The 22,804-nt window shown below is 67.9% G+C and carries 21 protein-coding genes and 1 pseudogene; 11 read left to right on the plus strand and 11 right to left on the minus strand.

The genetic code is table 11. From position 1 onward, the window contains the following. Position 1: 1 nt before the first annotated feature. Positions 2-109 (plus strand): annotated as a pseudogene (locus EL338_RS26685) (hypothetical protein); the annotation flags it as partial. 42 nt (positions 110-151) lie between these two features. Then, positions 152-892, plus strand: a complete 741-nt coding sequence (locus EL338_RS22585; RefSeq protein ID WP_276005818.1) for an HAD-IIA family hydrolase — start codon at positions 152-154, stop codon at positions 890-892. 69 nt (positions 893-961) lie between these two features. On the opposite strand, the gene EL338_RS22590 is transcribed toward EL338_RS22585, so the two are convergent. From EL338_RS22590 to EL338_RS22605, 4 genes are all read right to left on the minus strand, one after another. After that, entirely contained in the window at positions 962-1,405 is a 444-nt protein-coding gene (locus EL338_RS22590) for a hypothetical protein (RefSeq protein WP_126335778.1), read from the minus strand. 80 nt (positions 1,406-1,485) lie between these two features. Continuing rightward, the gene (locus EL338_RS22595; RefSeq protein WP_126335779.1) at positions 1,486-3,255 is read right to left on the minus strand and encodes an oleate hydratase; all 1,770 of its coding nucleotides are present in this window, start codon (positions 3,253-3,255) and stop codon (positions 1,486-1,488) included. Positions 3,256-3,310: 55 nt separating this feature from the next. Next, positions 3,311-3,532 carry a hypothetical protein gene (locus EL338_RS22600; RefSeq protein WP_126335780.1) on the minus strand — a complete coding sequence of 74 codons (222 nt, stop codon included), beginning with the start codon at positions 3,530-3,532 and terminating at the stop codon, positions 3,311-3,313. Positions 3,533-3,582: 50 nt separating this feature from the next. Further along, positions 3,583-4,164 (minus strand): HdeD family acid-resistance protein, encoded by a 582-nt coding sequence (locus EL338_RS22605; RefSeq protein WP_126335781.1) that lies wholly within the window; start codon positions 4,162-4,164, stop codon positions 3,583-3,585. Between the two features lie 223 nt (positions 4,165-4,387). On the opposite strand from EL338_RS22605, the gene EL338_RS22610 reads away from it, so the two are divergent. From EL338_RS22610 to EL338_RS22640, 7 genes are all read left to right on the plus strand, one after another. Further along, on the plus strand, positions 4,388-5,602 hold the full coding sequence (locus tag EL338_RS22610) for a PucR family transcriptional regulator (protein WP_163791889.1): 1,215 nt from the start codon (positions 4,388-4,390) through the stop codon (positions 5,600-5,602). 15 nt (positions 5,603-5,617) lie between these two features. Further along, positions 5,618-6,475: a 3-hydroxyacyl-CoA dehydrogenase gene (locus tag EL338_RS22615; protein WP_126335783.1), complete on the plus strand. Its 858-nt coding sequence runs from the start codon at positions 5,618-5,620 to the stop codon at positions 6,473-6,475. A gap of 6 nt (positions 6,476-6,481) precedes the next feature. Then, positions 6,482-7,201 (plus strand): flavin monoamine oxidase family protein, encoded by a 720-nt coding sequence (locus EL338_RS22620; protein ID WP_235666258.1) that lies wholly within the window; start codon positions 6,482-6,484, stop codon positions 7,199-7,201. A gap of 64 nt (positions 7,202-7,265) precedes the next feature. After that, positions 7,266-8,798 carry a Re/Si-specific NAD(P)(+) transhydrogenase subunit alpha gene (locus tag EL338_RS22625; protein WP_126335784.1) on the plus strand — a complete coding sequence of 511 codons (1,533 nt, stop codon included), beginning with the start codon at positions 7,266-7,268 and terminating at the stop codon, positions 8,796-8,798. A gap of 35 nt (positions 8,799-8,833) precedes the next feature. Then, positions 8,834-10,249 carry a Re/Si-specific NAD(P)(+) transhydrogenase subunit beta gene (pntB, locus tag EL338_RS22630; protein ID WP_126335785.1) on the plus strand — a complete coding sequence of 472 codons (1,416 nt, stop codon included), beginning with the start codon at positions 8,834-8,836 and terminating at the stop codon, positions 10,247-10,249. Positions 10,250-10,359: 110 nt separating this feature from the next. Next, positions 10,360-11,589 (plus strand): acyl-CoA dehydrogenase family protein, encoded by a 1,230-nt coding sequence (locus EL338_RS22635; protein WP_126335786.1) that lies wholly within the window; start codon positions 10,360-10,362, stop codon positions 11,587-11,589. After that, on the plus strand, positions 11,586-12,395 hold the full coding sequence (locus EL338_RS22640) for a tyrosine-protein phosphatase (RefSeq protein ID WP_126335787.1): 810 nt from the start codon (positions 11,586-11,588) through the stop codon (positions 12,393-12,395). The genes EL338_RS22635 and EL338_RS22640 overlap by 4 nt, the downstream gene beginning before the upstream one ends. On the opposite strand, the gene EL338_RS22645 is transcribed toward EL338_RS22640, so the two are convergent. From EL338_RS22645 to EL338_RS22675, 7 genes are all read right to left on the minus strand, one after another. After that, positions 12,359-13,903: a PE-PPE domain-containing protein gene (locus EL338_RS22645; protein WP_126335788.1), complete on the minus strand. Its 1,545-nt coding sequence runs from the start codon at positions 13,901-13,903 to the stop codon at positions 12,359-12,361. The genes EL338_RS22640 and EL338_RS22645 overlap by 37 nt on opposite strands. Positions 13,904-14,055: 152 nt before the next feature. Further along, positions 14,056-14,538 carry a DUF456 domain-containing protein gene (locus tag EL338_RS22650; RefSeq protein WP_126335789.1) on the minus strand — a complete coding sequence of 161 codons (483 nt, stop codon included), beginning with the start codon at positions 14,536-14,538 and terminating at the stop codon, positions 14,056-14,058. After that, the gene (locus tag EL338_RS22655; protein WP_126335790.1) at positions 14,535-15,500 is read right to left on the minus strand and encodes an NADPH:quinone oxidoreductase family protein; all 966 of its coding nucleotides are present in this window, start codon (positions 15,498-15,500) and stop codon (positions 14,535-14,537) included. Before EL338_RS22655 ends, EL338_RS22650 begins: the two co-directional genes overlap by 4 nt. 7 nt (positions 15,501-15,507) lie before the next feature. Further along, complete coding sequence (locus tag EL338_RS22660; protein WP_126335791.1) at positions 15,508-16,371, minus strand: SDR family oxidoreductase; 864 nt, start codon at positions 16,369-16,371, stop codon at positions 15,508-15,510. 49 nt (positions 16,372-16,420) lie between these two features. After that, positions 16,421-17,830, minus strand: coding sequence for an aldehyde dehydrogenase family protein (locus EL338_RS22665; RefSeq protein ID WP_126335792.1), 1,410 nt, complete (start codon positions 17,828-17,830; stop codon positions 16,421-16,423). A gap of 100 nt (positions 17,831-17,930) precedes the next feature. After that, the gene (locus EL338_RS22670) at positions 17,931-18,872 is read right to left on the minus strand and encodes an SAM-dependent methyltransferase (RefSeq protein WP_126335793.1); all 942 of its coding nucleotides are present in this window, start codon (positions 18,870-18,872) and stop codon (positions 17,931-17,933) included. Positions 18,873-19,013: 141 nt separating this feature from the next. After that, positions 19,014-19,658, minus strand: a complete 645-nt coding sequence (locus EL338_RS22675; RefSeq protein ID WP_126335794.1) for a TetR/AcrR family transcriptional regulator — start codon at positions 19,656-19,658, stop codon at positions 19,014-19,016. 312 nt (positions 19,659-19,970) lie between these two features. On the opposite strand from EL338_RS22675, the gene EL338_RS22680 reads away from it, so the two are divergent. Beyond that, the gene (locus EL338_RS22680; RefSeq protein WP_126335795.1) at positions 19,971-20,531 is read left to right on the plus strand and encodes a TetR/AcrR family transcriptional regulator; all 561 of its coding nucleotides are present in this window, start codon (positions 19,971-19,973) and stop codon (positions 20,529-20,531) included. Then, a complete protein-coding gene (locus tag EL338_RS22685; RefSeq protein WP_126335796.1) occupies positions 20,531-22,657 on the plus strand; it encodes an FUSC family protein in 2,127 nt (708 codons plus the stop codon). The genes EL338_RS22680 and EL338_RS22685 overlap by 1 nt, the downstream gene beginning before the upstream one ends. The last annotated feature ends 147 nt before the right edge of the window (positions 22,658-22,804 follow it).

The raw sequence follows: 22,804 nt of genomic DNA on the forward strand, positions 1-22,804 counted from the left end.
GGATCCGAATCCCGACTACGACGCCAGCGACGAGATCGAGTACTTCTTCTCGTGGCTGCCCTGGGCGCTGCGCGGCAACTATCCGCCCCCGGCCTACCCCCCGGTCTAAATCGCCGGCGTGCGCGCGACATCGCAATGCTGGCTCACCGACATGGACGGCGTCCTTGTCCGTGAGGAGCACGCGTTGCCGGGTGCTGCCGAATTTCTGGCGGCACTCATCGACAACGCCCGGCCCTTTCTGGTCCTGACCAACAATTCGATCTTCACCCCGCGCGATCTGGCCGCGCGCCTGGTCCGCTCCGGGCTGCACGTGCCCGAGGAGTCCATCTGGACCTCCGCGCTCGCGACGGCGACCTTCCTCGATGCCCAATTGCCCGGCGGCTCGGCCTACGTCATCGGCGAGGCCGGGCTGACCACCGCGCTGCACGAGGTCGGCTACACCCTGACCGACGTCGACCCGGACTTCGTCGTCCTCGGCGAGACCCGCACCTACTCCTTCGAGGCCATCACCAAGGCCATCCGGCTGATCGGCAAGGGCGCCCGGTTCATCGCCACCAATCCCGACGTGACCGGCCCGTCTGCCGAGGGCCCGCTGCCGGCGACCGGATCCGTCGCTGCGATGATCACCAAGGCCACCGGCTACGAGCCCTACTTCGTCGGCAAGCCCAACCCGATGATGTTCCGCAGCGCGATGAACCGCATCGACGCGCACTCGGAGAGCACCACCATGATCGGCGACCGGATGGACACCGACGTGGTCGCCGGCATCGAGGCGGGCCTGGACACCATCCTGGTGCTGACGGGTTCGACCGTCGAGGCCGACATCGCCCGCTATCCGTTCCGCCCCGGCCGGGTACTGCCGTCGATCGCCGACGTCATCGAGTTGGTCTGAGCTCGGCTCCCCACGCAAAACGCTCGGCCGGAATACCCGGCCGAGCGTCGGTCGCGAAGTGCGCGAAAACTACTCGGCGGCCTTGACTTCCGCGTTCAACTCGGCGTCGACGGCATCCAGGCGCGCCTGCGCCGCGGCCAGCACGTAGTACTCGGCCTGCTCCAGGGAGTAGATCGCGAACGCGATCGCATCCTCCGCGTCGTCCTCAGCACGGTCGGCGGCCCGGTCGGCGCGCTTGGCCTGATGCTCGGCATGCCGCTTTCCGGCTTTCTCCCGCAGCGAGTCAAAATCGTCAGAGACCGAACGCTGCAGTTTGTGCCATCCCTTGGCGACGTCGTCGGCGTCGGCCTGCACCTGCGCCTCAGCCTCCGCGCGACTCCGCTCCAGGGAAGCCTTCACCTCACCCTCGCGCTTGGCAACCCACTCCTTGTCCCGCTGTTCGGCAGCGCGCGCGGAATCCTCGAGCGACTTGGTCTGCTCGCTGAGCTTCGCCAGTTGATCCGACAGGGCCATATCAGTACCTCTCGTCGTTGTTATACAACATTTTTCAACCCGACCGTCCATCGAAACGGTCAAGCATCATGGTTGAAGCGTCAGTCCGCCGCGGGCACCAGCCCGTACTCTGCCAGCAATTCGCCGACCTCATTGCCGGTTACCTTGTCGATCATCCGTTTCCGGAGGATCTCGGGAACCGGAATGTCGACCTCCTTGCCATCGCGCAGATGCAGCGTCGCGTTGAGGAGGCTACGAACGTCGTAGGTCGACCCGTACACCTCCGGCACGCCCCGCTCGACACCAAGTAGCCGGTAGGCCGCTTCCATTCCGGTGCGCACCGAATACTCGGTGGTGAAGATGCAGTCGCGGGTGGTCTCCGCGAACTGGCCGATGAAGGCGAAGTTCACCGCACCGTCGGGCACCACCTGCGGCCGGTCACCGGCCTTACGGGGCATGAAGAACGACGTGACGTAGGGCATCATCACCGGCACGGCTTTGGCCGCGGTGGCTGCCAGTTCCGGGATCTCCTCCTCGGGAACTCCCATGTGGTACAACCACTCCTGGGTGATCTCCTCGCCGGTGCAATCCTGCATGGGCTTCTTGACGTAGTCGCCGGGGGTCTCGACGAACAGGCCGTACACCCACACCACGATCTGATCCTTGGGTTGCTGCTTGAAGTGCGGCTGCCGGTTCACCGTCCAGCTCATCAGCCAGCTCGAGTCGCGCGCGGTGACGATCCCCCCGGTAACCACCCGGCCGGAGAACGGATCCCGCTTACAGATCTTGCGGATGTACTCCGGGATACGGTGATCCAGGGTGGTCACCGTCGCGGACTCCCATTTGGTCTTCGGGATGTGCGCACCGAACACGTCGGGATGCCCGAACGACGGATCCTTTTCCGCGATGCGCCGCCACAGATCCCAGGCCGGCGCCGGACCCGTGTTCAGTTTGGCCGGAGTGTGATGGTCGCCGTCATCGGAGTTCTCGGTCAATGACCCGATGGTGGTCAGCACCAGATCGTCGACCCCGAGGTCGACACCTCCGGCCACGCCCTCGGAAATCCAGTGAATCCTGCTGGCCTGCTTTCGATTACCGTCGAAGACGAAATCGATATCGGTGACCTCGGTCTCGAACCGGAAGGTCACGCCCTGATCGAGCAGCCACCTATACATGGGCAACACCAAGGACTCGTACTGGTTGTACTTGGTGAACTTCAGCGTCGACATGTCGGGCAAGCCCTTGATGTGGTGGATGAAGCGGTGCAGGTACAGCTTCATCTCCAGCGCGCTGTGCCACTCCTCGAAGGCGAACATGGTGCGCCAGTACAACCAGAAGTTGCTGTCCAGGAAGTCCCGGCCGAACACCTCGTCGATCCGCTTGTTCTCCATCTCCTCGCGGGTCGCGAGGAACACCTTCAGGAGTTCGTGTTGCACCTTGGCGCCGATGTCGAACTTGCCGTCGGTGTGAGCGTCCCGTCCCTGCTTCTCGGTCACCCGGCAGAGGCTGGAGTTGGGATCATCCTTGTTGAGCCAATAGAACTCGTCGAGCACGCTGTAACCGTCAACCTCGAGCGACGGTATCGACCGAAACAGATCCCACAGGCACTCCATGTGGTCTTCCATCTCGCGGCCACCGCGGATCACAAAGCCCTTCTCGGGCATCTTGATTCCGTCGAGTGCCCCGCCGGGGAGCTTCAACCGCTCCAGGATGGTGATCTGATCACCGCGCATCTTGCCGTCGCGAATCATGAAGACCGCGGAGGCCATCGACGCCAGACCGGCACCGACGAACCAAGCCGTCTTACGTTCGACACCCTCCGGCGCACGGGACTGGACGAACGAATAGTAGTTTCCTGCAGTGTATTCCACGACTAAACTCCTCCGAGACTGAAGACAGCGCGATACGCCCCCGAACCCAGTGGTTTCAGCGACCGAGGCGCTCCTTCACCACGTCCACGCCGTCATGGCTCAGGCGGGCCAGCACCGCCGCCCGGGACACCGGATCCAGCGCCGCGATCATGGCTTCGATGTCCGCCGCCGTCGCCTTGACCGTGGACCGTTTCCGGCCGAACAGCCGCAGCACGACGACGAGCAGAGCCGCGCCTGCGGCGGCGATGACAGTCCGGGTGAGGGTCGATTCGTTCACGTGTTTCTCCTGTGGTTCAGTCGATTTCAGCCTCGAGTGTCGGCGGTGGCCTATGCCGCTGGGGCGGCTCGGCCGATACCGCTGCGCAACTTCAGCGCCTTCACGATCTGCCCGATACCGACGACGATGAGGCAGATACCGGTCACGATCGCCAGCAGGACGATGGAATCTATCGGCGAAGCCAGGACGATCATCCCGGCCAGGACGGTGATCACGCCGAGGAAGATCTGCCAACCGCGGCCAGGCAGATCCGGATAGCTGATGCCGAGGACGGTTTCGGAGACGCCCTGGAAGATGAACCCGACACCGATCCAGATCGCCAGGAACAACACGCCGAGGCCTTCGCCGAAGTTCCGAAATGCCAAGACCGCCAGCACCACCGACAGCGCGCCGGTGATGAAGAACAACACCCGGGTGCCCGCCGACTCGTCGGCGCCGAAGGCCGCCACCACCTGAGCGATACCGGACACCAGCAGGTACACCCCGAACAGCACGGCGGCGACCACGATCGAGATCGTGGGCCAGACCAGCAGCAGGATGCCCAGGACCAGGGCGAAAACGCCCCAGGCCAATGCGGTCTGCCAGAGCGCACGCAACAAACGGGGGGTGATCAGCGACCCGGATAACGACATACTTCTCCTCCGACGACTACCTCTGACAACGGGCACCCCGCCCCGCGATCGCGCATCAGGGGCAAAGGTCCGGCGCGGGCAAGTTGCCCGCGCCGGTATACATTTCGGATCTTACGTCGAATCCACGTTTTGTTCTGCTGTTCTGGCAAACACGATTTCGCACATCGGGGTGTGTCCGACCACAATTGTGGCAACGCGGTCGCGACCCTTCTATGCTTCGAGCGTGAGCTCAGTCGATGGCGACAACCAACTCGTCGAGCTTGGTGGACTGCTGGAGTCCCGAGTCTCCGAGATCGCCCGCAGCGTCGTCGATTCGGTTCGGACCGGGGTCGCGTTCTACCGCAGCAACGACATCGTCACGGATGACGATCTGTTCGAGACCGCGGCGGGCCATCTGCGCCTGGTGTTCCAGGCGTTGCAGAACGGCGCCACCTTCGACACCACCCCGGCCTCGACGACCGGCCGCAAGCGAGCCACCGCCGGCGTGCCCATGCCTCCGGTGATGGACGCCTTCCGCGTGGCAAGCCACCACGCGTGGACCCTGATGGTCGAGTTCGCCGGCGATCATCCGGAGATCAGCGGCCCGGCGCTGTTGCGCGCCACCGAGCGATTCTGGGAGGGCCAGGATCGCTACACCGCCGCGATGACCGCCGCCTACCACGAGCAGGCCACCCATCAGGTCCTCGAGGACGCCGCCGAACAAGCCGCGCTGACCGAGGCCCTGTTGCAGGGCCGTCCACTCGGCGACCACAGCCTGTGGGATGTCGCCCAGCTGTTGGGGATTCCGGCGCAGGGGCCCTACGTCGTGGTCGCCGCCACGGTGCCGCAGGTTGGGAGACAGGCACTTCCGCGGATCGGGGCATTGCTCCGCGACATCGACATCTTCTCGGCCTGGCGGCTACTCCCCGATCTGCAGATCGGCATCGCGCACATTCCCACCCCGGCGGCGCTGGGCGAGATGGTCGAGTTGCTGCGCCAAGTGACCACCACCCGGGTAGGGGTGAGCCCGGTGTTCGCCGACCTGGCTGACACCGCGCGGTCCTTGCGCTATGCGCGGGTGGCGATGGCCTCCCCGACCGCGCACGATCCGGTGGGCGTCTTCGACGACTCGATCCTGGGCGTGGCGGCCGTCAGCGCTCCGGAGGTCACCCGCAAGATCTCCGAAGTGACGTTGGGCGCGTTCCATGATCTGCCCGCGGACGAAAAATGGACCTTGCTCGACACTTTTGCGGCCTGGCTGGACCACGACGGGTCGCCCCAGGGTGCCGCCGACGCACTCTTCTGCCATCCCAACACGGTCCGGAACCGGCTTCGTCGTATCGAAGAACACACCGGAAAGTCACTGAGCAGTCCGCGCGAGCTTGCCGAACTGTGCCTGGCCTTCGAGGTCGCCGCGCGCATCGGCGAACAACGCCCCACCGACCCGTCAACCGACTAGAGAAAGTTGCACACCATGTCAGCTGCCATCACCAAGGTCACCGTCCTGGGCACCGGGGTGCTCGGATCGCAGATTGCCTACCAGAGCGCGTTCAAGGGCTGCACCGTGACCGCCTACGACATCAACGACGACGTGCTCGCCACCGCCCGGAAACGCTTCGCCACGCTGTCCGAGACCTATGCGCGCGAGGTTCCGGACGCCAAGGACGGCGCCAACGAGGCCGCCCTGACCCGGTTGACGCTGACCTCCGATCTGGCCGCCGCGGTCAGCGACGCCGACCTGGTGATCGAGGCCATCCCGGAGGTCGCCGACCTCAAACGTCAAACCTTCCAGAAGGTCGGTGAACTCGCGCCCGCGAAAACCATCATCGCGACGAACTCGTCCACCTTGCTGCCGAGCGAACTCAAGGATTCGACCGGCCGACCCGACCGATTCCTGGCCCTGCACTTCGCCAATCGCGTCTGGCAGCTCAACACCGCCGAGATCATGGGCACCCCCGACACCGACCCCGCGGTGTACTCCCGAGTCGTCGAGTTCGCCAAGGCCATCGGCATGGTGCCCATCGAATTGCACAAGGAGAAGGCCGGTTACGTCCTCAACTCGCTGCTGGTGCCGTTCCTGCACGCCGCGGCGGAACTGGCCGCCGGCGGTTACGCCGACCCCGCCGACGTCGACACCACCTGGCGGATCGGCACCGGTGCGCCCCTGGGGCCGTTCCAGATCTACGACATCATCGGCCTGAACACGCCCTACAACATCATGGCGCACGGCGATGCCGAGTCTCAGCAGTTGGCGGCCTGGCTCAAGACCAACTACATCGACAAGGGCAAGCTGGGCGTGGAGTCCGGCGAGGGGTTCTACAAATACACCTGACCCCGGGTGCCCCGCCGACTGCTCGAGGTGCTCGCGCTCATCTCGCGGACGGCCGATCTGGAGCGGATGTCGGTGGCGGCGATGGCACAGATGCTGCGTCACCAGGGCGGGCTGCGGACGGTGCTGCCGACGCGCGGCGGTGCGCAGGACTCCCTGTTCGTCGAGGGTGTCGGCACGATCGTCGAGCGCCTGGCCGCCGACCTCGGCCCCGCGCTGCGCACCGGACACCGCGTCACCGCGATGGTGCGCGATGAACAGGGCGTGCTGCTGCATACATCGGCCGGCGAGGTCCGGGTCCGGCGCGCGATCGTCACCGTGCCGCCGCCGCTGGCCCGCCACATCACCCACGAACCCCCGCTGCCACCCGCGCGAATCGCGCTCGAACGCGACACCTACATGGGGTCGGTGTACAAGGCCCTGGCCGTGTACCCGATGCCGTTCTGGCGGGCGCGCGGCGCCGGGGACGCCATCGTCCTGGACAAACCGGGCCGGGCGGCCTTCGACACCACCGCCCCGGGCGGGCCGGGGCACCTGTGTTTCCTGATCGCCGGACCGGAGGCCCGCGAACTCGACGGGTTCAGCGCCGACGCGCGCCGCCGGTTGCTGCTCTTCCCGCTCGCGGACCTGTACGACGGGCGGCCCGCGAGGTCATGGAACTCGGATAGGCCTCACCCGACTGCACCGATACAGACCGGCACCGGGAGTAATGGGGTGCGCAACCGGTGATCGGGGTTTCCTACACTGACAACTTTATCCTCGCCCTGAACCACACCAGATCGGACCGAAATCGATGATCATCGGGATCCCCCGCGAGTCGCTACCTGGCGAAACGCGCGTCGCCGCCACCCCAGCGACCGTCGCGCAGTTGATCAAGCTCGGCTATTCCGTGCTGGTCGAGGCGGGCGCGGGCGCCGCCTCGAGCTTCGCCGACGCCGCCTATGTGGAGGCCGGCGCCGAGGTCGGATCGGCGCAGCAGGCCCTGGGCTCCGAGGTGGTACTCAAGGTCAACGCCCCCAATGACGAGGAAATCGCGGCGCTGCGCGACGGCGCCACCCTGATCAGCCTGATCTCCCCCGCGCTCAACCCCGAACTCGTCGAGCGTTTGTCCACCCGCGCCATCACGGTGCTGGCCATGGACGCGGTCCCGCGCATCTCCCGGGCGCAGTCGCTGGACGTGCTGTCGTCGATGGCCAACATCGCCGGCTACCGCGCCGTCGTCGAGGCCGCCCACGTCTTCGGCCGGTTCTTCACCGGTCAGGTGACCGCGGCGGGCAAGGTGCCGCCGGCCAAGGTGCTCGTCGTCGGGGCCGGGGTGGCCGGGCTGGCCGCGATCGGCGCGGCCGGCAGCCTCGGCGCGATCGTGCGCGCCACCGACCCCCGCCCCGAGGTCGCCGACCAGGTCAAGTCCCTGGGCGGGGAGTACCTGTCGATCGAGTCCCCCGAGGCCGAGGTCTCGGCCACCGGCTACGCCAAGGAAATGGGCGACGACTACAAGGTCCGCGAGGCGGCGCTGTACGCCGAGCAGTGCCAGGACGTCGACATCATCATCACCACCGCGCTGATCCCCGGACGCCCGGCACCGCGCATCATCACCGCCGAGATGGTGGCCTCGATGAAATCCGGCAGCGTGATCGTCGACATGGCCGCGGCCAACGGCGGCAACGTCGAGGGCAGCGTCAAGGACCAGGCCGTCGTCACCGACAACGGCGTGACGATCATCGGCTACACCGATCTGGCCGGGCGGCTGCCCGCGCAGGCCTCCCAGCTCTACGGCACCAACCTGGTGAACCTGCTCAAGCTGCTGACCCCGGAGAAGACCGGTCAGCTGGTCCTGGATTTCGATGACGTCGTGCAGCGCTCGGTCACCGTGATCCGCGACGGCGAGATCACCTGGCCACCTCCGCCGGTGCAGGTCTCGGCCGCCCCCGCCGCGGCGGCCGCCGCACCGGTCATCGAGTCCGCCCCCAAGCAACCGATCTCCACGGGGCGCCGGCTGGGCATCGCGTTCAGCGCCGCGGCGGTGATCTTCGTGCTGCTGGCGCTGTCGCCGGCCGCCCTGCAGGTGCACCTGACGGTCTTCGCGCTGGCGATCGTCATCGGCTACTACGTGATCGGCAACGTGCACCACGCGTTGCACACCCCGCTGATGTCGGTCACCAACGCGATCTCCGGGATCATCGTCGTCGGCGCCCTGCTCCAGATCGGGCACGACGACCACGTGATCACCGCCCTGGCTTTCGTGGCGATCCTCGTTGCCAGCATCAACGTCTTCGGCGGCTTCGCGGTCACACGCCGCATGCTCGCGATGTTCTCCCGCAGCTAGCCGCCCGCTGGCCCTAATCCGATCGGAACACATCCATGCTGGAACAAATCGCTACCGCGGCCTACGTCGTCGCCGCCCTGCTCTTCGTGCTGGCCCTGGCCGGCCTGTCCAAACACGAGACCTCCCGCGCCGGCATCAGCTTCGGCATCGTGGGTATGGCCATCGCGCTGATCGCGACCGTGGCGCTGGCCATCAACCAGCAGATCCAGCCGATCGGGCTGGCGCTGCTGGCCGGGGCCATGATCATCGGTGCCGCCATCGGCCTGTGGCGGGCCCGCATCGTGGAGATGACGGGCATGCCGGAGCTCATCGCACTCCTGCACTCCTTCGTCGGCCTGGCCGCCGTGCTGGTCGGCTGGAACGGCTACCTGCACATCGAGGCTCAGCCCGACGGCGCCGACGCGGTGACGATGGCCGCCGAGGGCATGCTGGGCATCCACTCCGCCGAGGTCGTCATCGGCGTGTTCATCGGCGCGGTGACCTTCACCGGCTCGATCGTGGCCAACCTCAAGCTCTCGGCCAAGATGAAGTCCGCGCCGATGATGCTGCCCGGCAAGAACCTCATCAACGTCGGCACCCTGGTGGTGTTCGCCGCGCTGACGGTGTGGTTCGTCATCGACCCGCAGCTGTGGCTGCTCGCCGTGGTGACCGTGATGGCGTTGCTGCTGGGCTGGCACCTGGTGGCCTCCATCGGTGGCGGCGACATGCCCGTGGTGGTCTCGATGCTCAACAGCTACTCGGGCTGGGCCGCCGCCGCGGCCGGCTTCCTGCTGGGCAACGACCTGCTGATCATCACCGGAGCGCTCGTCGGCTCCTCCGGTGCCTACCTGTCCTACATCATGTGCAAGGCCATGAACCGCTCGTTCATCTCGGTGATCGCCGGCGGCTTCGGCATCGAGGCCGGGCCCGCCGACGACAAGGACTACGGCGAGCACCGCGAGATCACCGCCGAGGGTGCCGCCGAGCTGCTCGGCGGGGCCGACACGGTCATCATTACCCCCGGCTACGGCATGGCCGTGGCTCAGGCCCAGTACGGCGTCGCCGACCTGACCCGCAAGCTGCGCGAGCGCGGCGTCGACGTCCGCTTCGGCATCCACCCCGTCGCCGGCCGCCTGCCCGGCCACATGAACGTGCTGCTGGCCGAGGCCAAGGTGCCCTACGACATCGTGCTCGAGATGGACGAGATCAACGACGATTTCGACAACACCGCCGTCGTCCTGGTCATCGGCGCCAACGACACCGTCAACCCCGCCGCCTCCGAGGACCCGAGCAGCCCGATCGCCGGCATGCCGGTGCTCACGGTGTGGAACGCCGACAACGTCATCGTGTTCAAACGCTCCATGGCCTCCGGCTACGCCGGGGTGCAGAACCCGCTGTTCTTCCGGGAGAACACCCAGATGCTCTTCGGCGACGCGCGCGATCGCGTCAACGACATCCTCGCCGCGCTGTAAGCCGCGCTGGGCCCGCCCACCTGCTCCGGGCGGGCCTCGGCGGGTGTCATATGGTGGGTGGCAGTGACCAACCAATCGGTTGGGAGCAGGTCGAACCGAGAGGTCATTCGATGGATTTCGCGATGTCAGCGAAGGGGCAGGAGTACCACGAGCGGCTCACCAACTTCATGGTCGAGCACGTCTTTCCCGCCGAGAAGGCCTACGACGAGTACCGAGAAGAAAAAGGACCGAAGGACTTCACGGTCCCGCCGGTGGTCGAGGAACTCAAGAAGATCGCCCGCAAGCAGGGCCTGTGGAACCTCTTCCTGCCGAAAGAATCCGGGCTGACCAACCTCGAGTACGCGCCGCTGGCCGAACTGACCGGCTGGAGCACCGAGATCGCCCCCGAGGCCATCAACTGCGCGGCGCCGGACACCGGCAACATGGAGACGCTGCACCTGTTCGCCACCGAGGAGCAGCGCAAGCAATGGCTCGAGCCGTTGCTGGCCGGTGAGATCCGCTCGGCGTTCTCCATGACCGAACCCGCGGTGGCCTCCAGCGACGCCCGCAACATCCAGACCGAGATCGTCCGTGACGGCGACCACTACGTGATCAACGGCCGCAAGTGGTGGACCTCCGGCGCCAACGACCCGCGCTGCAAGGTCCTGATCGTCATGGGGCGCACCAACCCCGAGGCGGCCAGCCACCAGCAGCAGTCGATGATCCTGGTGCCCGTCGACACCCCCGGCGTCCAGATCCTGCGCTCGACAAGCGTTTTCGGCTGGCAGGACCAGCACGGCCACGCCGAGATCGTCTACGACAACGTCCGCGTCCCGGCGTCGAACCTGCTGGGCGAGGAGGGCGGCGGCTTCGCGATCGCCCAGGCCCGCCTGGGACCGGGCCGCATCCACCACTGTATGCGGGCCATCGGTGTGGCCGAACGCGCGCTGGCGCTGATGGTCGACCGCGTCCAGACCCGCATCGCGTTCGGCAAGCCGCTGGCAGAGCAAGGCATGATCCAGAACGCGATCGCGTTGTCGCGCAACGAAATCGACCAGGCCCGGCTGCTGTGTCAGAAGGCCGCCTGGGTCATCGACAAGGAGGGCAACAAGGCCGCCCACGGCCTGGTGTCCCAAATCAAGGCCGTCGCACCGCTGATGGCGTGCAACGTGATCGACCGCGCCATTCAGACCCACGGCGGCGCCGGCGTCTCCGACGACACGGTGCTGGCCCGGATGTACGGCTGGCAGCGCGCCATGCGCATCTTCGACGGGCCCGACGAGGTGCACCTGCGCACCATCGCCCGCCACGAGCTCGGCCGGGAGAAGAGCCCGCTCGCCGCGGCGGTCATCCCCCAGTGACCACCGAGCTGTCCGGCGGCTGGAACTTTCGCGACGTTGCCACCTCGACCGCGGGCGCCGTGCGGCCTGGCCGGCTGTTCCGCTCCGGCGAGCTGACCAAGCTCGACGACACCGGCGTGGCGCAGCTGGCCGAACTGCGCGTCACCGACGTCGCCGACCTGCGCAGCGGCCGCGAGGTCGAGCGGCACGGCTCCGACCTGGTGCCCGACGGCGTGTTGGTGCACCTGCTGCCGTTCGTCGAGGTGGTGGCCGCGATGGACGGCGACGAGGCCCCGCACGAGCACGCGTTCCAGCGCCTGATGACAGAGAAGCCCGACGACGAGTCCACGGTCGATGCGGCCAAGCGCTACATGACCGAGGAGTACATCCGGTTCGCCAAGGCGCCGGGGGCCGCGACGGCGCTGCACCGAATGGTGACGCTGCTGTCCGACGGGTCCTCGATGCTGACGCACTGCTTCGCCGGCAAGGACCGCACCGGGTTCTCGGTGGCGGTCATCCTCGATGCCGCCGGCGTGGACCGCGAGGCGGTCATGAACGACTACCTGTACAGCAACACCGCGGCCCCGCAGCTGCGCGAGCAGATCGTCGCGATGATCCGCCGGCGGTTCGAGGGCGAGATCCCGGCCGAGATCGCCGAATTGACCGAGGCCCGGCTGTCCGACGACGTGCTCGGGGTGCGGCCGGAATACCTGGATTCGGCACTGCGCGTGGTGGAGGCCGAATACGGGTCGGTGCAGGGCTATCTGCAGTTCACCGGGGTCACCGAGGATCAGCTGGCCAAGCTGCGTTCGGCCCTGCGCGGCTGATCGTCCCCGCGATTTCGGTGCGCCCAGTTGCGGTTGCCGCGACTGCGCGCACCGAAATCCTTGGCTTCGGGCTCGGTCGCGGCGGTCTCCGTCGCGCTGGCGTCCTCTTTCGGGGCCTCCTTGGCGGCCTTCCCGGCGGCGGCCTCCTCCTTGGCGGCGGTCCCCTCCTTCGCGGCTTCCTCTTTCGCAGCCTTGAGTTCCCCTCGCAGGATCTTCCCGAGCCGGCGCGGCTCGAGCTTCTCCAGCTTCCGGCGTTGCGGCTTCTCGCTCACCGGTTCCTCGGAGGGCGGTTCGGGCTCCGCGACGACCTGCGGCTCGGCGGCCACATCCGCGTCCTCCCGGGCTGACTGCGCCTGGCGCTGCACCCCGAACGGGCCGTCGGCCGGGGTGGTCCGCAGCGGCCGGAACATCGGACCGTCGGCGGCCTCGGCGAGGCCGTCGTCGAGGCCGGTGGGCACCGCCGTCGCCACGGTCACCGCATCCTTCACCGAGGGGATCCGCAGCAGCCGCGCCCGCGCGGGCGTGCCCGGGCTCAGCGTCCGGTCATAGCCCAGCTCGACGATGGCGCGCAGCGGCGCGTCCAGCGCGGTGAGGATGGGACTCGGCACAATTCCGTTGAACAACTTCAGGATTGGCAGCCGTTCGGTGGGAATCAGGTAGTAGTGCGTGTCGCCGTGGATGCCCTGGTCGATCACCGACGGGTCGTCGAGCGACTCGAGGTAGGAATCGTGCTCGGTGAAGAAGCCCGCCAGTGCGTTGGCGGTCGCCAGCAGGTTCAGCGGATACAGCGGGAAGTCGGCGGCCGGATCGTACTGCTTGGCGATGTCGATGGTCAGCAGCTGCTGCTCACCCGCCGAGTTGGTGCTGTCGGTCGGGGTGGCGCCGTCGAACGTGACCCCGAGGATGGGGTTGTACAGCCCGCGGAACCGTTGCAGCACACCGCCGTTGGGCCGTCCCGGGTTGCCGATCAGCACGAACGCCACCTGCGGCGCACCGGCCCAGTCCAACGGCTGATAGTGCGCGATGAGGTCGCGCTTGGCCAGCGTGGCGATGCGTGCGCTCTGCGAATACCCGAAGACCACGAACATGCCGTCGGCCGGCGGCGCGTCACCGACAGCGCTGTTGTGCACGCATCGGGTCCGCGCGATACAGGAATTCAGGTTGGTCAGTCCGTCGGCCACCGAGTCGTCGAACGTCTGGTTGCCGTTGGCCGGCCAGAAGTGCTCCGGGCTGTAGACGGCGACGCGGCCGGTCAGGGTGTGCGGGTCCTCGGGTGTGCTCCACCGGGTGACCGCGGGCCCGACGTAGTTGTCGCCCATGGCGCCGAGGTACTCGGTGACGAACTCGTCGGTGTCGGGGTGCAGCAGTGGGTGGCCCGTCCCGCCCATCATCAGGGCCGTGACCGCCGCCAGCGGCGCGAACGTGCCGATGGTCCAGGCCCACAGCGCGGACAGAGCCGCCCCGAAGATGACCGCCAACGCGGACAATGCGCGAACAACAGACCCCATGCCCCCGACCACCACAGTTCTCCCGGGCGGGCAAACCGTGGCTCCCCCGCCGCAACCCCTGGGCTAGGTGTAGCAGACGAGAGCTCTAACCGTGGCAAAATCTGGGGCTTTGGCGTGATCGTCCACGCTCAGCATGGGAAATCACGCCGAAATCACCAGAAGGCGACGGCGCAGGCCCAGACGATCGTCGAGGCCAGCGCCCCGGTGAGCTCCACCCCGATCGACAGCAGGGCGCCCTTGACGGCATGCACGGTGGACACCCAGGCGCGGGTGACGTCGCGCCCAGAGGCCAACTCGGCGACGAACACCCCGGCGACGAAGCCGATCAGCAGACCGATGATGGGGATGACGAAGAACCCGACGATGCCGCAGACCGCCCCGATGATCAGCACCGACGTGCGGACCTGGGCCTGGCGCATGCGCTTGACGGGCCAGAGGTACTTGATGACCTCGGAGGTGAGGAACAGGGCCGTGACGATGCCCAGGGTCACCCAGCCCACCGTGGTGCGTTCCACGATGGCCCACACCGCGATGGAGCCGAACACCAGCAACGCGCCGGGCAGCACCGGCAAGATGATGCCGGCCAGCCCGATCGCGATGGCCAGCGCGACCAGCGCGATGCCGAGAGCGCTCACGGCTCCAGGACGAGCTTGCCGAATACGCCGCCGTCGTCGAGCAGTTGCAGGGCCGCCGACGCCTCCGCCAGCGGGAAGCGCACCGGCGCGGGCGGTTTCATGCCGCCGGCCACCAGCGCGGCCAGTCCGGTGGCCACCATGTCGACGGTCTCGGGGTGGCGGCGGATGTACTCGCCGTAGCCCACGCCGAGGATGCCGACGTTGCGCAGCAGCAGCCGGTTGACCTTGATGGTGGGGATGCCGCCGGCGGCGAAGCCGATCACCAGCAGCCGACCGTCGGTGGCCATGGTGCGCACCGCGTCGTCGAACGGGGCACCGCCCACCGGGTCGACGACGACGTCGACGCCGCGGCCCTCGGTCGCGTCGCGCACCGCCTGCGCCCAGCCCTCGGTCAGCGGGATCACCGCATCCGGGCCCAGCGAGCTGACGAAGTCGACCGCGCTCTCCCGGTTGACCGCGGCGATCACGCGGGCGCCCATCGCCTTGGCGATCTGGATGGCCGCGGTGCCCACGCCGCCGGCCGACCCGAGCACCAGCACCGTCTCCCCGGGCTGCAGCGCGGCCCGGCGGGCGTAGGCGAAGTACATGGTGTTGTAGTTGACCAGGAGCGAAACCGCTTCTGCGTCATCGAGTTCCGGCGGGCTCGCGGACACCGACGCGGCGGGCACGGCCACCTGTTCGGCGTAGCCGGCGATGCCGCTGGAGGCCGAAACCCGGTCGCCGACACTCCAACCCGAGCCCTCGGGCGCGGCGGCCACCACCCCGGCCACCTCCATGCCCGGGATGAACGGCGGCTCCAGTTTCAGCTGGTAGGCGCCCTTGGTCAGCAGCAGGTCCGGGTAGCACACCCCGGCCGCCCGGACGTCGATGACGACCTGGTCGGGCGCCGGGGTGACGTCGGGCACGTCCGTGTAGGACATGCCCGACGGCCCGGAAAGTTCCTGTACTACACAGGCTTTCATGCGTCGATCAGCGCACGCTGAAGGAGGCCAGCTTGGCGGCCGACAGGTCGTCGATCTCCGACCAGCGCGCGGCGATGTCGTCCACCGACGGCGCGGTGCTGAAGGTCACGCCCTCGTTCTGGAACAGCGCGGTGCGCTGCACCTTGCCGCCGCCGACGATGAATATCGACGCCGAGTCCGGCACCTCCTCGGTGCACAGGTAGGCCACCACCGGCGCGACGAACTCCGGCTTGAGGTTCGCGAGCACCTCGGGCGGCAGGATGTCCTCGGTCATCCGGGTCGCGGCGATCGGGGCGATCGCGTTGGCCTTGATGTCGTACTTGGCGCCCTCCTGGGCCAGCGTGTTGATCATGCCGACCAGGCCCAGCTTGGCGGCCCCGTAGTTGGCCTGACCGAAGTTGCCGAACAGCCCGCTGGTGGAGGTCGCGACCACCACCCGGCCGAAGCCCTGCTCGCGGAAGTGCGGCCAGGCTGCGCGGATCACGTTGTAGCCGCCGTAGAGGTGGACCTTGAGCACCGAGTCCCAGTTGTCGTAGCTCATCTTGTGGAACGTGCCGTCCCGCAGGATGCCGGCGTTGCTGACCACGCCGTCGACCTTGCCGAACTCATCCAGCGCGGTCTTGATGATGTTCTCCGCGCCCTCGGGCTCGGCGACGCTGTCGTAGTTGGCGACGGCCCGGCCGCCGGCCGACTTGATCTCCGCGACAACCTGGTCGGCCATGGCCGAACCGGAACCGCTGCCGTCGCGGGCTCCACCGAGATCGTTGACGACGACGGCGGCACCCTCCTTGGCCAGCGTCAGCGCGTACTCGCGACCCAGGCCGCCACCGGCACCAGTGACGACGACAACACGATCCTGCACTCCGGGCATGAACTTCCTCTCTCGATCCTTACAACGCGATTTGGTACGGGTTGGGCGCTCAGAACAGCCGTCGCGCCATCTTCCACGCCTTCTCTGTATACGGCGGGTAGATCATCGAGATTAAGTCGGGTCGGGTTGGCTTGGTCATCACGGTCTTGCGGTGGCTGAATTCCTCGAAGCCGAACTTGCCGTGGTAGGAGCCCATCCCGGACGGGCCGACCCCGCCGAACGGCAGCTTGGCGGTCGCGAAGTGGAACAGCAACTGGTTGATCACCATGCCGCCGGCCGGCACCTCGCGGATGATCCGCTCGCGGATGGCCTTGGTCTTGGTGAACAGGTAGGCCGCCAGCGGCTTGGGCCGGGCGTTGACGAAATCGATTGCGTCGTCGATGGATTGCACGGTGACGATGGGCAGGATGGGGCCGAAGATCTCGTCGGTCATCAGCGGTTCGGCCGGGTCCGGGTCCACCACCAGCGTCGGCTGGATCTTGATGTTCTCCGGGTCGGAGCCACCGCCGAGAACCACGTTGCCCTTGGTCGCGGCCAGCGCGTTGGTCAGCCGCGCGAAGTGCCGCTCGTTGACAATCCGCTTGCCCTCGGGGTTCTTGGACTCGAACTTGGTGACGGCCTTGGTGATCTCGTCGACCAGCTTGTCCTTGATGCTCGCCTCGGCCAGCACGTAGTCCGGGGCGATGCAGATCTGCCCGGAGTTGATCAGCTTGGTCCAGGCGATGCGCTTGGCCGCGATCTCGATGTCGGCGTCGGCCGCGACGATCACCGGGCTCTTGCCGCCGAGTTCGAGGGTGACCGGGCTCAGGTGCGCCGCGGCGCTCTCGTAGACCTTGCGGCCGATCTCGGTGCCGCCGGTGAAGAACACCCGGTCGAAGCCCTGGTTGATGAGTTCCTGACTGACCGAGCCGTCCCCCTCGACGACCACGACGGCCTCGGGGTCCAGGTACCGGGGCACCAGGTCGGCCATCACGGCCGAGGAGGCCGGGGCCACCTCCGACGGCTTGAGCACCACGGTGTTGCCGGCGGCGATCGCGCCGACGGCCGGGCCCAGCGTCAGGGCGAACGGGAAGTTCCAGGCGCCGATGATCAGCACGGTGCCGAACGGCTCGTACTCGACCCAGCCCCGGCCGGGCAGCTGCGAGGACTCCAGCAGCCGGTAGCGGCGCTTGGCCCACTTGCCGACGTTCTTGGCGGCGTTCTTGGCCTCGCCGGCGGTGCTGGCGATGTCGGCCAGCCACGCCTCGAACGGCGCGCGGCCGAGGTCCTCGGCCAGCGCGTCGGCGATCACCGACTCGTTCTCGAGGACCAGCTTCTCCAGCGCGCGGAGCTGCTGTTTGCGCCATTCGATGCTGCGGGTGCGGCCGGTCGCGTAGGCCTTGCGGACGCCCGCGACGACGGCCGGAATGTCCACGGGGGTCGTCGCAGGTGCGGATTCTTTGGAAATTTCGGTGGTCACGGCATGCCCTTCCTGGCGTTGCGGAGGCTTTGCGTCCTGGGCGCCATGGTAGCCAACCACCCGGTTGGGCGACAGGTCGCGGTCGGGCCGGCCTGCGGGATCAGCCGCGCTCGGCGACCACGAAGTTGGAGAACGCGTCCTGGTCGTCGGTCATCGGCACGCCGTCGACCCAGCGCTCGAGGCGGCGCATCTCGTCGGTGGCCGCGGTGGCGGTGGCGGTCCAGCCGTGCGCGTTCAACCACTCGTCGAGTTCGGCCCGGTCCGGGTCGTTGTAGACCAGGTCGGCGATGTCGAGGTCGGGCCGCTGGATGTCCAGCGCCTCGGCGACCCGCTCGAAGCGCTGCTGCATCTCCTCGCGGCGGTCTTCGGAATGCTTGCCGGCGGTCTCGGCGGCGATCCGGCTGCCCGGGGCGCTGAGCGCGCCGATGTTCTCGAAGAGCCGGTCCTGGGCCTCGGCCGGCAGGTACATCAGCAGCCCCTCGGCCAGCCAGGCGGTGGGCTGGGTCCGGTCGAATCCGGCTTGTTGGAGTTCGGCCGGCCAGTCGAAGCGCAGGTCGACGGCGACTTCCTGGCGCTTGGCGGTCGGGTCGGCGCCGTGTTCGGCCAGTTTGGCGGCCTTGTACTCGAGCACCTTGGGCTGGTCGATCTCGAAGACCCGGGTGCCCGTCGGCCACGCCAGCCGGTAGGCGCGCGAGTCCAGGCCGGAGGCCAGGATCACCATCTGGCGGATCCCCGCGGCGGCGGCCGCGGTGAAGAACGCGTCGAAGAAGTGGGTGCGCACGGCCTGGTAGTTGCGCATGTGGCGGAAGATCGCGGCGGCCTCGACGTCCACGCCGGCCACCCGCTCGATGACGTCCTCCTCCAGCAGGTTCTGCCAGGGCAGGCCGGAGACGCCGTCGACCAGCAGGCGCGCGTACGGGTCGTCGATCAGGGGGTCCTGGCTCTCGGTGTCGGCCGCGCGGGCCGCGGCCACCATGACGGCGGTGCTGCCGACGCTGGTCGCGATGTCCCAGCTGTCGTCGTCGGTGCGAAGTGCGCCCATGTTCAATCCCGTCCTACAGCGACAAATTCGTGAGCCATTCTACCGAATAAACTTAGACTACCTATTTGTCGGCGGGCGCCCGCGGAGCAGACGAGGCGAAACCTGTTGTCGCACAACGCGACAAAGCCCCAGTGGGATTTGTCACTCGGCCGGCTTGAGATGCCACAGCCGGTTCTCCAGCAGCAGCTTGAGTTGGTCGGCGATTTGCTCCAGCTGTTCGTGGCTGCCGACGAAGCCTGCGTAGAAGCCCATCCCCCACAGCACCGCGACCAGCATCTCCACCAGCGACGCGATATCGGTGTCGGTGGTCAGCTCCCCGGTCTCGATGGCCTCGTTCACCGCCCAGGTCACGAACTTGCGGGAGGCCTCCAGCCCGTCGTTGTCGTCCTGCCGCAGTTCCGGATGCCGCTGCGTCTCGAGCACCGCCGCGACCAGGAACGCCGCCGCGGAGCGGTCCTCGGAGTCCGCCTGCACCGCGGCCATGATGAAGGCCTCGAGCCGTCCCACCAACGTCGTCGCCGCCCCGGCCCGCTCGACCCCCGCCGCGATGACCAGCGCGTTGGTCCGGTCCACCACCTCGGCGAACAGCGCGCGCTTATTCGGGAAGTAATGATTGATCGCGGGGCGTGTCAGATCAGCGCGGAGCGCGATTGCCTGGAAGGTCGCAGCGTCATAACCCAATTCGCTGAAAACCTGGCGGGCGGAGCGCAAAATTCGCTCCCGCGTCTCCGCCGCTTTTGCTGCGGGGGGTCGGCCCGGGCCCCGGCGGCTAGCGGTATGCGGCACAGTCAAATTGTGCCATAGGTCACCACCGGATCGATTCGGAGGTTCACTGCGGGTCCGAATATGACGAATCCGTAAGCGGATCCACCTGCGGCCGAGGAATTCCGGCTTCGCCGAGGGGATTTGCCGACTGTTTCAGCAGCAAACGGACCCAGTCAAATGACGTCGGGACCGACGACCATTACGCCGGCGCCGCGGCGGCGTCACGATCCGGTAATTCGCGGAGTAGCCAAATATGCCCCGGCGCGGTCGGGCCCGCTTTGCCATTATCGAAGTGGATGCGCGCGGCCCCTCGGGCGAACTAGGGTTCACCAAATGGCGGCAGTCGTCTCCCGGGAAGCATATTTCGAGGCCGGTCTGGAAGTCCTGGCCGATTTGGGCTACGGCGGACTGAAGTTGGCCCAAGTATGCGGGCGCCTGGGCGTCACCACCGGCTCCTTCTATCACTACTTCCCCAGCTGGTCGGCCTACACCACGGACCTGGTGGAGCACTGGCAGAACGGTTTGACCGGACAACGGGTGGCCCGCCTGCGCGAGGACCCGGATCCGCACCGCCGCATCGACGGCGTCTTCGAGGTCGGGCTGAACCTCCCGCACGGCGCCGAGGCCGCCATCCGGACCTGGAGTTCGATCGACCCGAAGGTGCGCAAGGCCCAGGAGGTCGTCGACGGGCAGCGCTTCGAGGTGCTGCGCGAGGCCGCGTTCGAGATCCTGGGCAACGACCGCCAGGCCCGGGTCTTCGCCAGCAACGCGGTCTACCTGCTGGTGGGCTACGAACAGTGCACCCTGCCCCCGGACCCCACGGGCCTGGAGTGGATCGCCGGTCAACTGCGCAACGCGTTGGATGCCGGGCGGTTCGCGACAGTGCCCGAATAATGCTGCGTTACGCCAGGATCCTGCGCCGGCACCTCATCGATCGGTTCGAGCACCGCGACCCGGACCGCGATGCGCTGCGTCGCGCGGCCCGCGCCGGGTTGGTGATTCCGCTGTCTGCGGGCGTCGGGTTCCTCGTCGGCGGTGGGCAGACCCCGATGTACGCCATCTTCGGTTCCATCGCGCTGCTGATCACCGTCGACTTCCCCGGCAACCGCGCCGGGCGCGCGGTGTCCTACGCCGGGCTGGGCCTGATCGGCGCCGCGCTGATCACGCTCGGCACGCTGGTATCCGGGCACGCGGTGCTGGCGGTGACCAGCATGTTCGCGCTCGGGGTGGTCGTCACCTTCGCCGGCGTACTGAGCACCGCGATCGCCGCCGGACAACGCGCCACCCTGATGACGTTCGTGTTGCCGGTCTGCACCCCCGTCGGCCCCATCGACGAGCGCCTGCTCGGTTGGGGCCTCGCGCTGGCGGTGTGCGTGCCGGCCGCGCTGTTCGTGTTCCCGCCGCGCCACCACGACGATCTGCGCCGCCACGCCGCCCACGTCTGCGCCACCCTGGCCGACCGGCTCGAGGGTCGGGCCGGCGCCAAAGACGTCAACACGGCGATGAACACGCTCTACGCCCACTACCTCGACGGCGACTTCCGCCCGGTCGGGCTGACGGCCGGAAGTCGCGCGCTGGTGCGGGTGGTCGACGACCTCGGTTGGCTGGCCGACCGCACGCGCGACGACACCGCGGCCACCCTAGGGGTGATGGCCCGACCGTCGGTGCGGGTGCTGCGCGCCTGCGACCGGTTGCTGCGGATCACCCGGGTGACCGACCGCGAGGCCAGCCGCGACGAACTCGACGAGGCCCTGGCCGAGTTGCGCTCGGTGGCGCGCGGCCGCTACCGCGAGGACGTGGCCGAGGTGCTGCGCTCCGACTGCGACGAGAGCGCCGTCGCGGTCGGCGCGCGACTCCTGGAGCGCCGCACGTTCGGCGCGACGGTGATGACCACCGGGCGGGTGATCGCCGGTGCGGCCGCGGCCGACGCGCGCCCGGTCCTGATGCGGGTGCTCGGCCGGCAACTGCCCGAGACCGGCGCCGCCGTGCGGGTGCTCTCCGAGACCCAGGCCGTGGCCACCATCCCGTCGGGCTACCTGGCCACCCGGGCGGCGGTGGTCCGCAACAGCATCCGCACCGGTCTGGGCCTGGCCGCCGCCGTCGCCACCACCCACCTGTTCCCCGTCGAGCACGGCTTCTGGGTGGTGCTGGCGGCGCTGTCGGTGCTGCGCAGCACGGCGCTGACGACGGGGACCAAGGTCTTTCGCGCCGTCATCGGGACGGTGGTGGGCTTCGTCATCGGCGCGGTGCTCATCGAACTGCTCGGCGTCGAACCGGCGGTGTTGTTGATCGCGTTGCCAGTGGTGGCGTTCATCGCGGCCTACGTGCCCGAGATCGCGTCGTTCGCCGCCGGGCAGGCCGCGTTCACCATGCTGGTGCTGATCGTGTTCAACCTCATCAACCCCAGCGGCTGGCAGGTCGGCCTGGTCCGGATCGAGGACATCGTGGTCGGCGGCGCGGTCGGCCTAGTGGTGTCGCTGTTGCTGTGGCCACGCGGCTCCGGCCGGGCCGTGGTGGCGGCCATCGACGCCGCCTTCGAGGTGGGCACCCGCTATCTGCGCACGGCGGTCTCCCGGGTCACCCATGGCACCTCGGCGGTCGCGGTGGACGAGCTCAGCCATCAGGCGCTGACCGCGTCCCGCACGGTGGACAGCGCTGTGCGGCAGTATCTTTCGGACAATGGCGGGGCGCCGGATCGGCGCGCGCCGGTGATCCGGCGGGCCAACCGCGCCATCCGGCTGCGCGGGGCCGCCGACCTGATCGCCGACATCCCGACCCTGCCTTCGCGCGGGTCGTATCCGAACACCCGCACCGTGCTGGACGCACACGCCACCATGGTGACCGACCGGATGACGGGCCGCACCGATCGTCCGCTGGGATCCACCGGTCTCCCAGAGCATTTCGTGACCGCGCTGCGCGCCGAGGCCCACGAGGCCGAGCACCCGGTGGCCGACGCGCTGCCGCTGGTGACGGTCGCAGCGAATCTGGGCGAGCTGCAGTTGCTCTACCCTGCGTCCTAGGTCCAATCGCCCTAGGTCCAATACGGTGGGATCGTTCTTGCACCACGGTTCGCTGCTCTGCACGCGGCTCCTCGATCAAATGGCGTCACGTTGTGTTGACAGTTACGCACAACCTCGGGGCGTTTGCGCACCGCACGCCAGTCACCT

This window comes from Mycolicibacterium chitae (assembly GCF_900637205.1).
Lineage (GTDB): Bacteria > Actinomycetota > Actinomycetes > Mycobacteriales > Mycobacteriaceae > Mycobacterium > Mycobacterium chitae.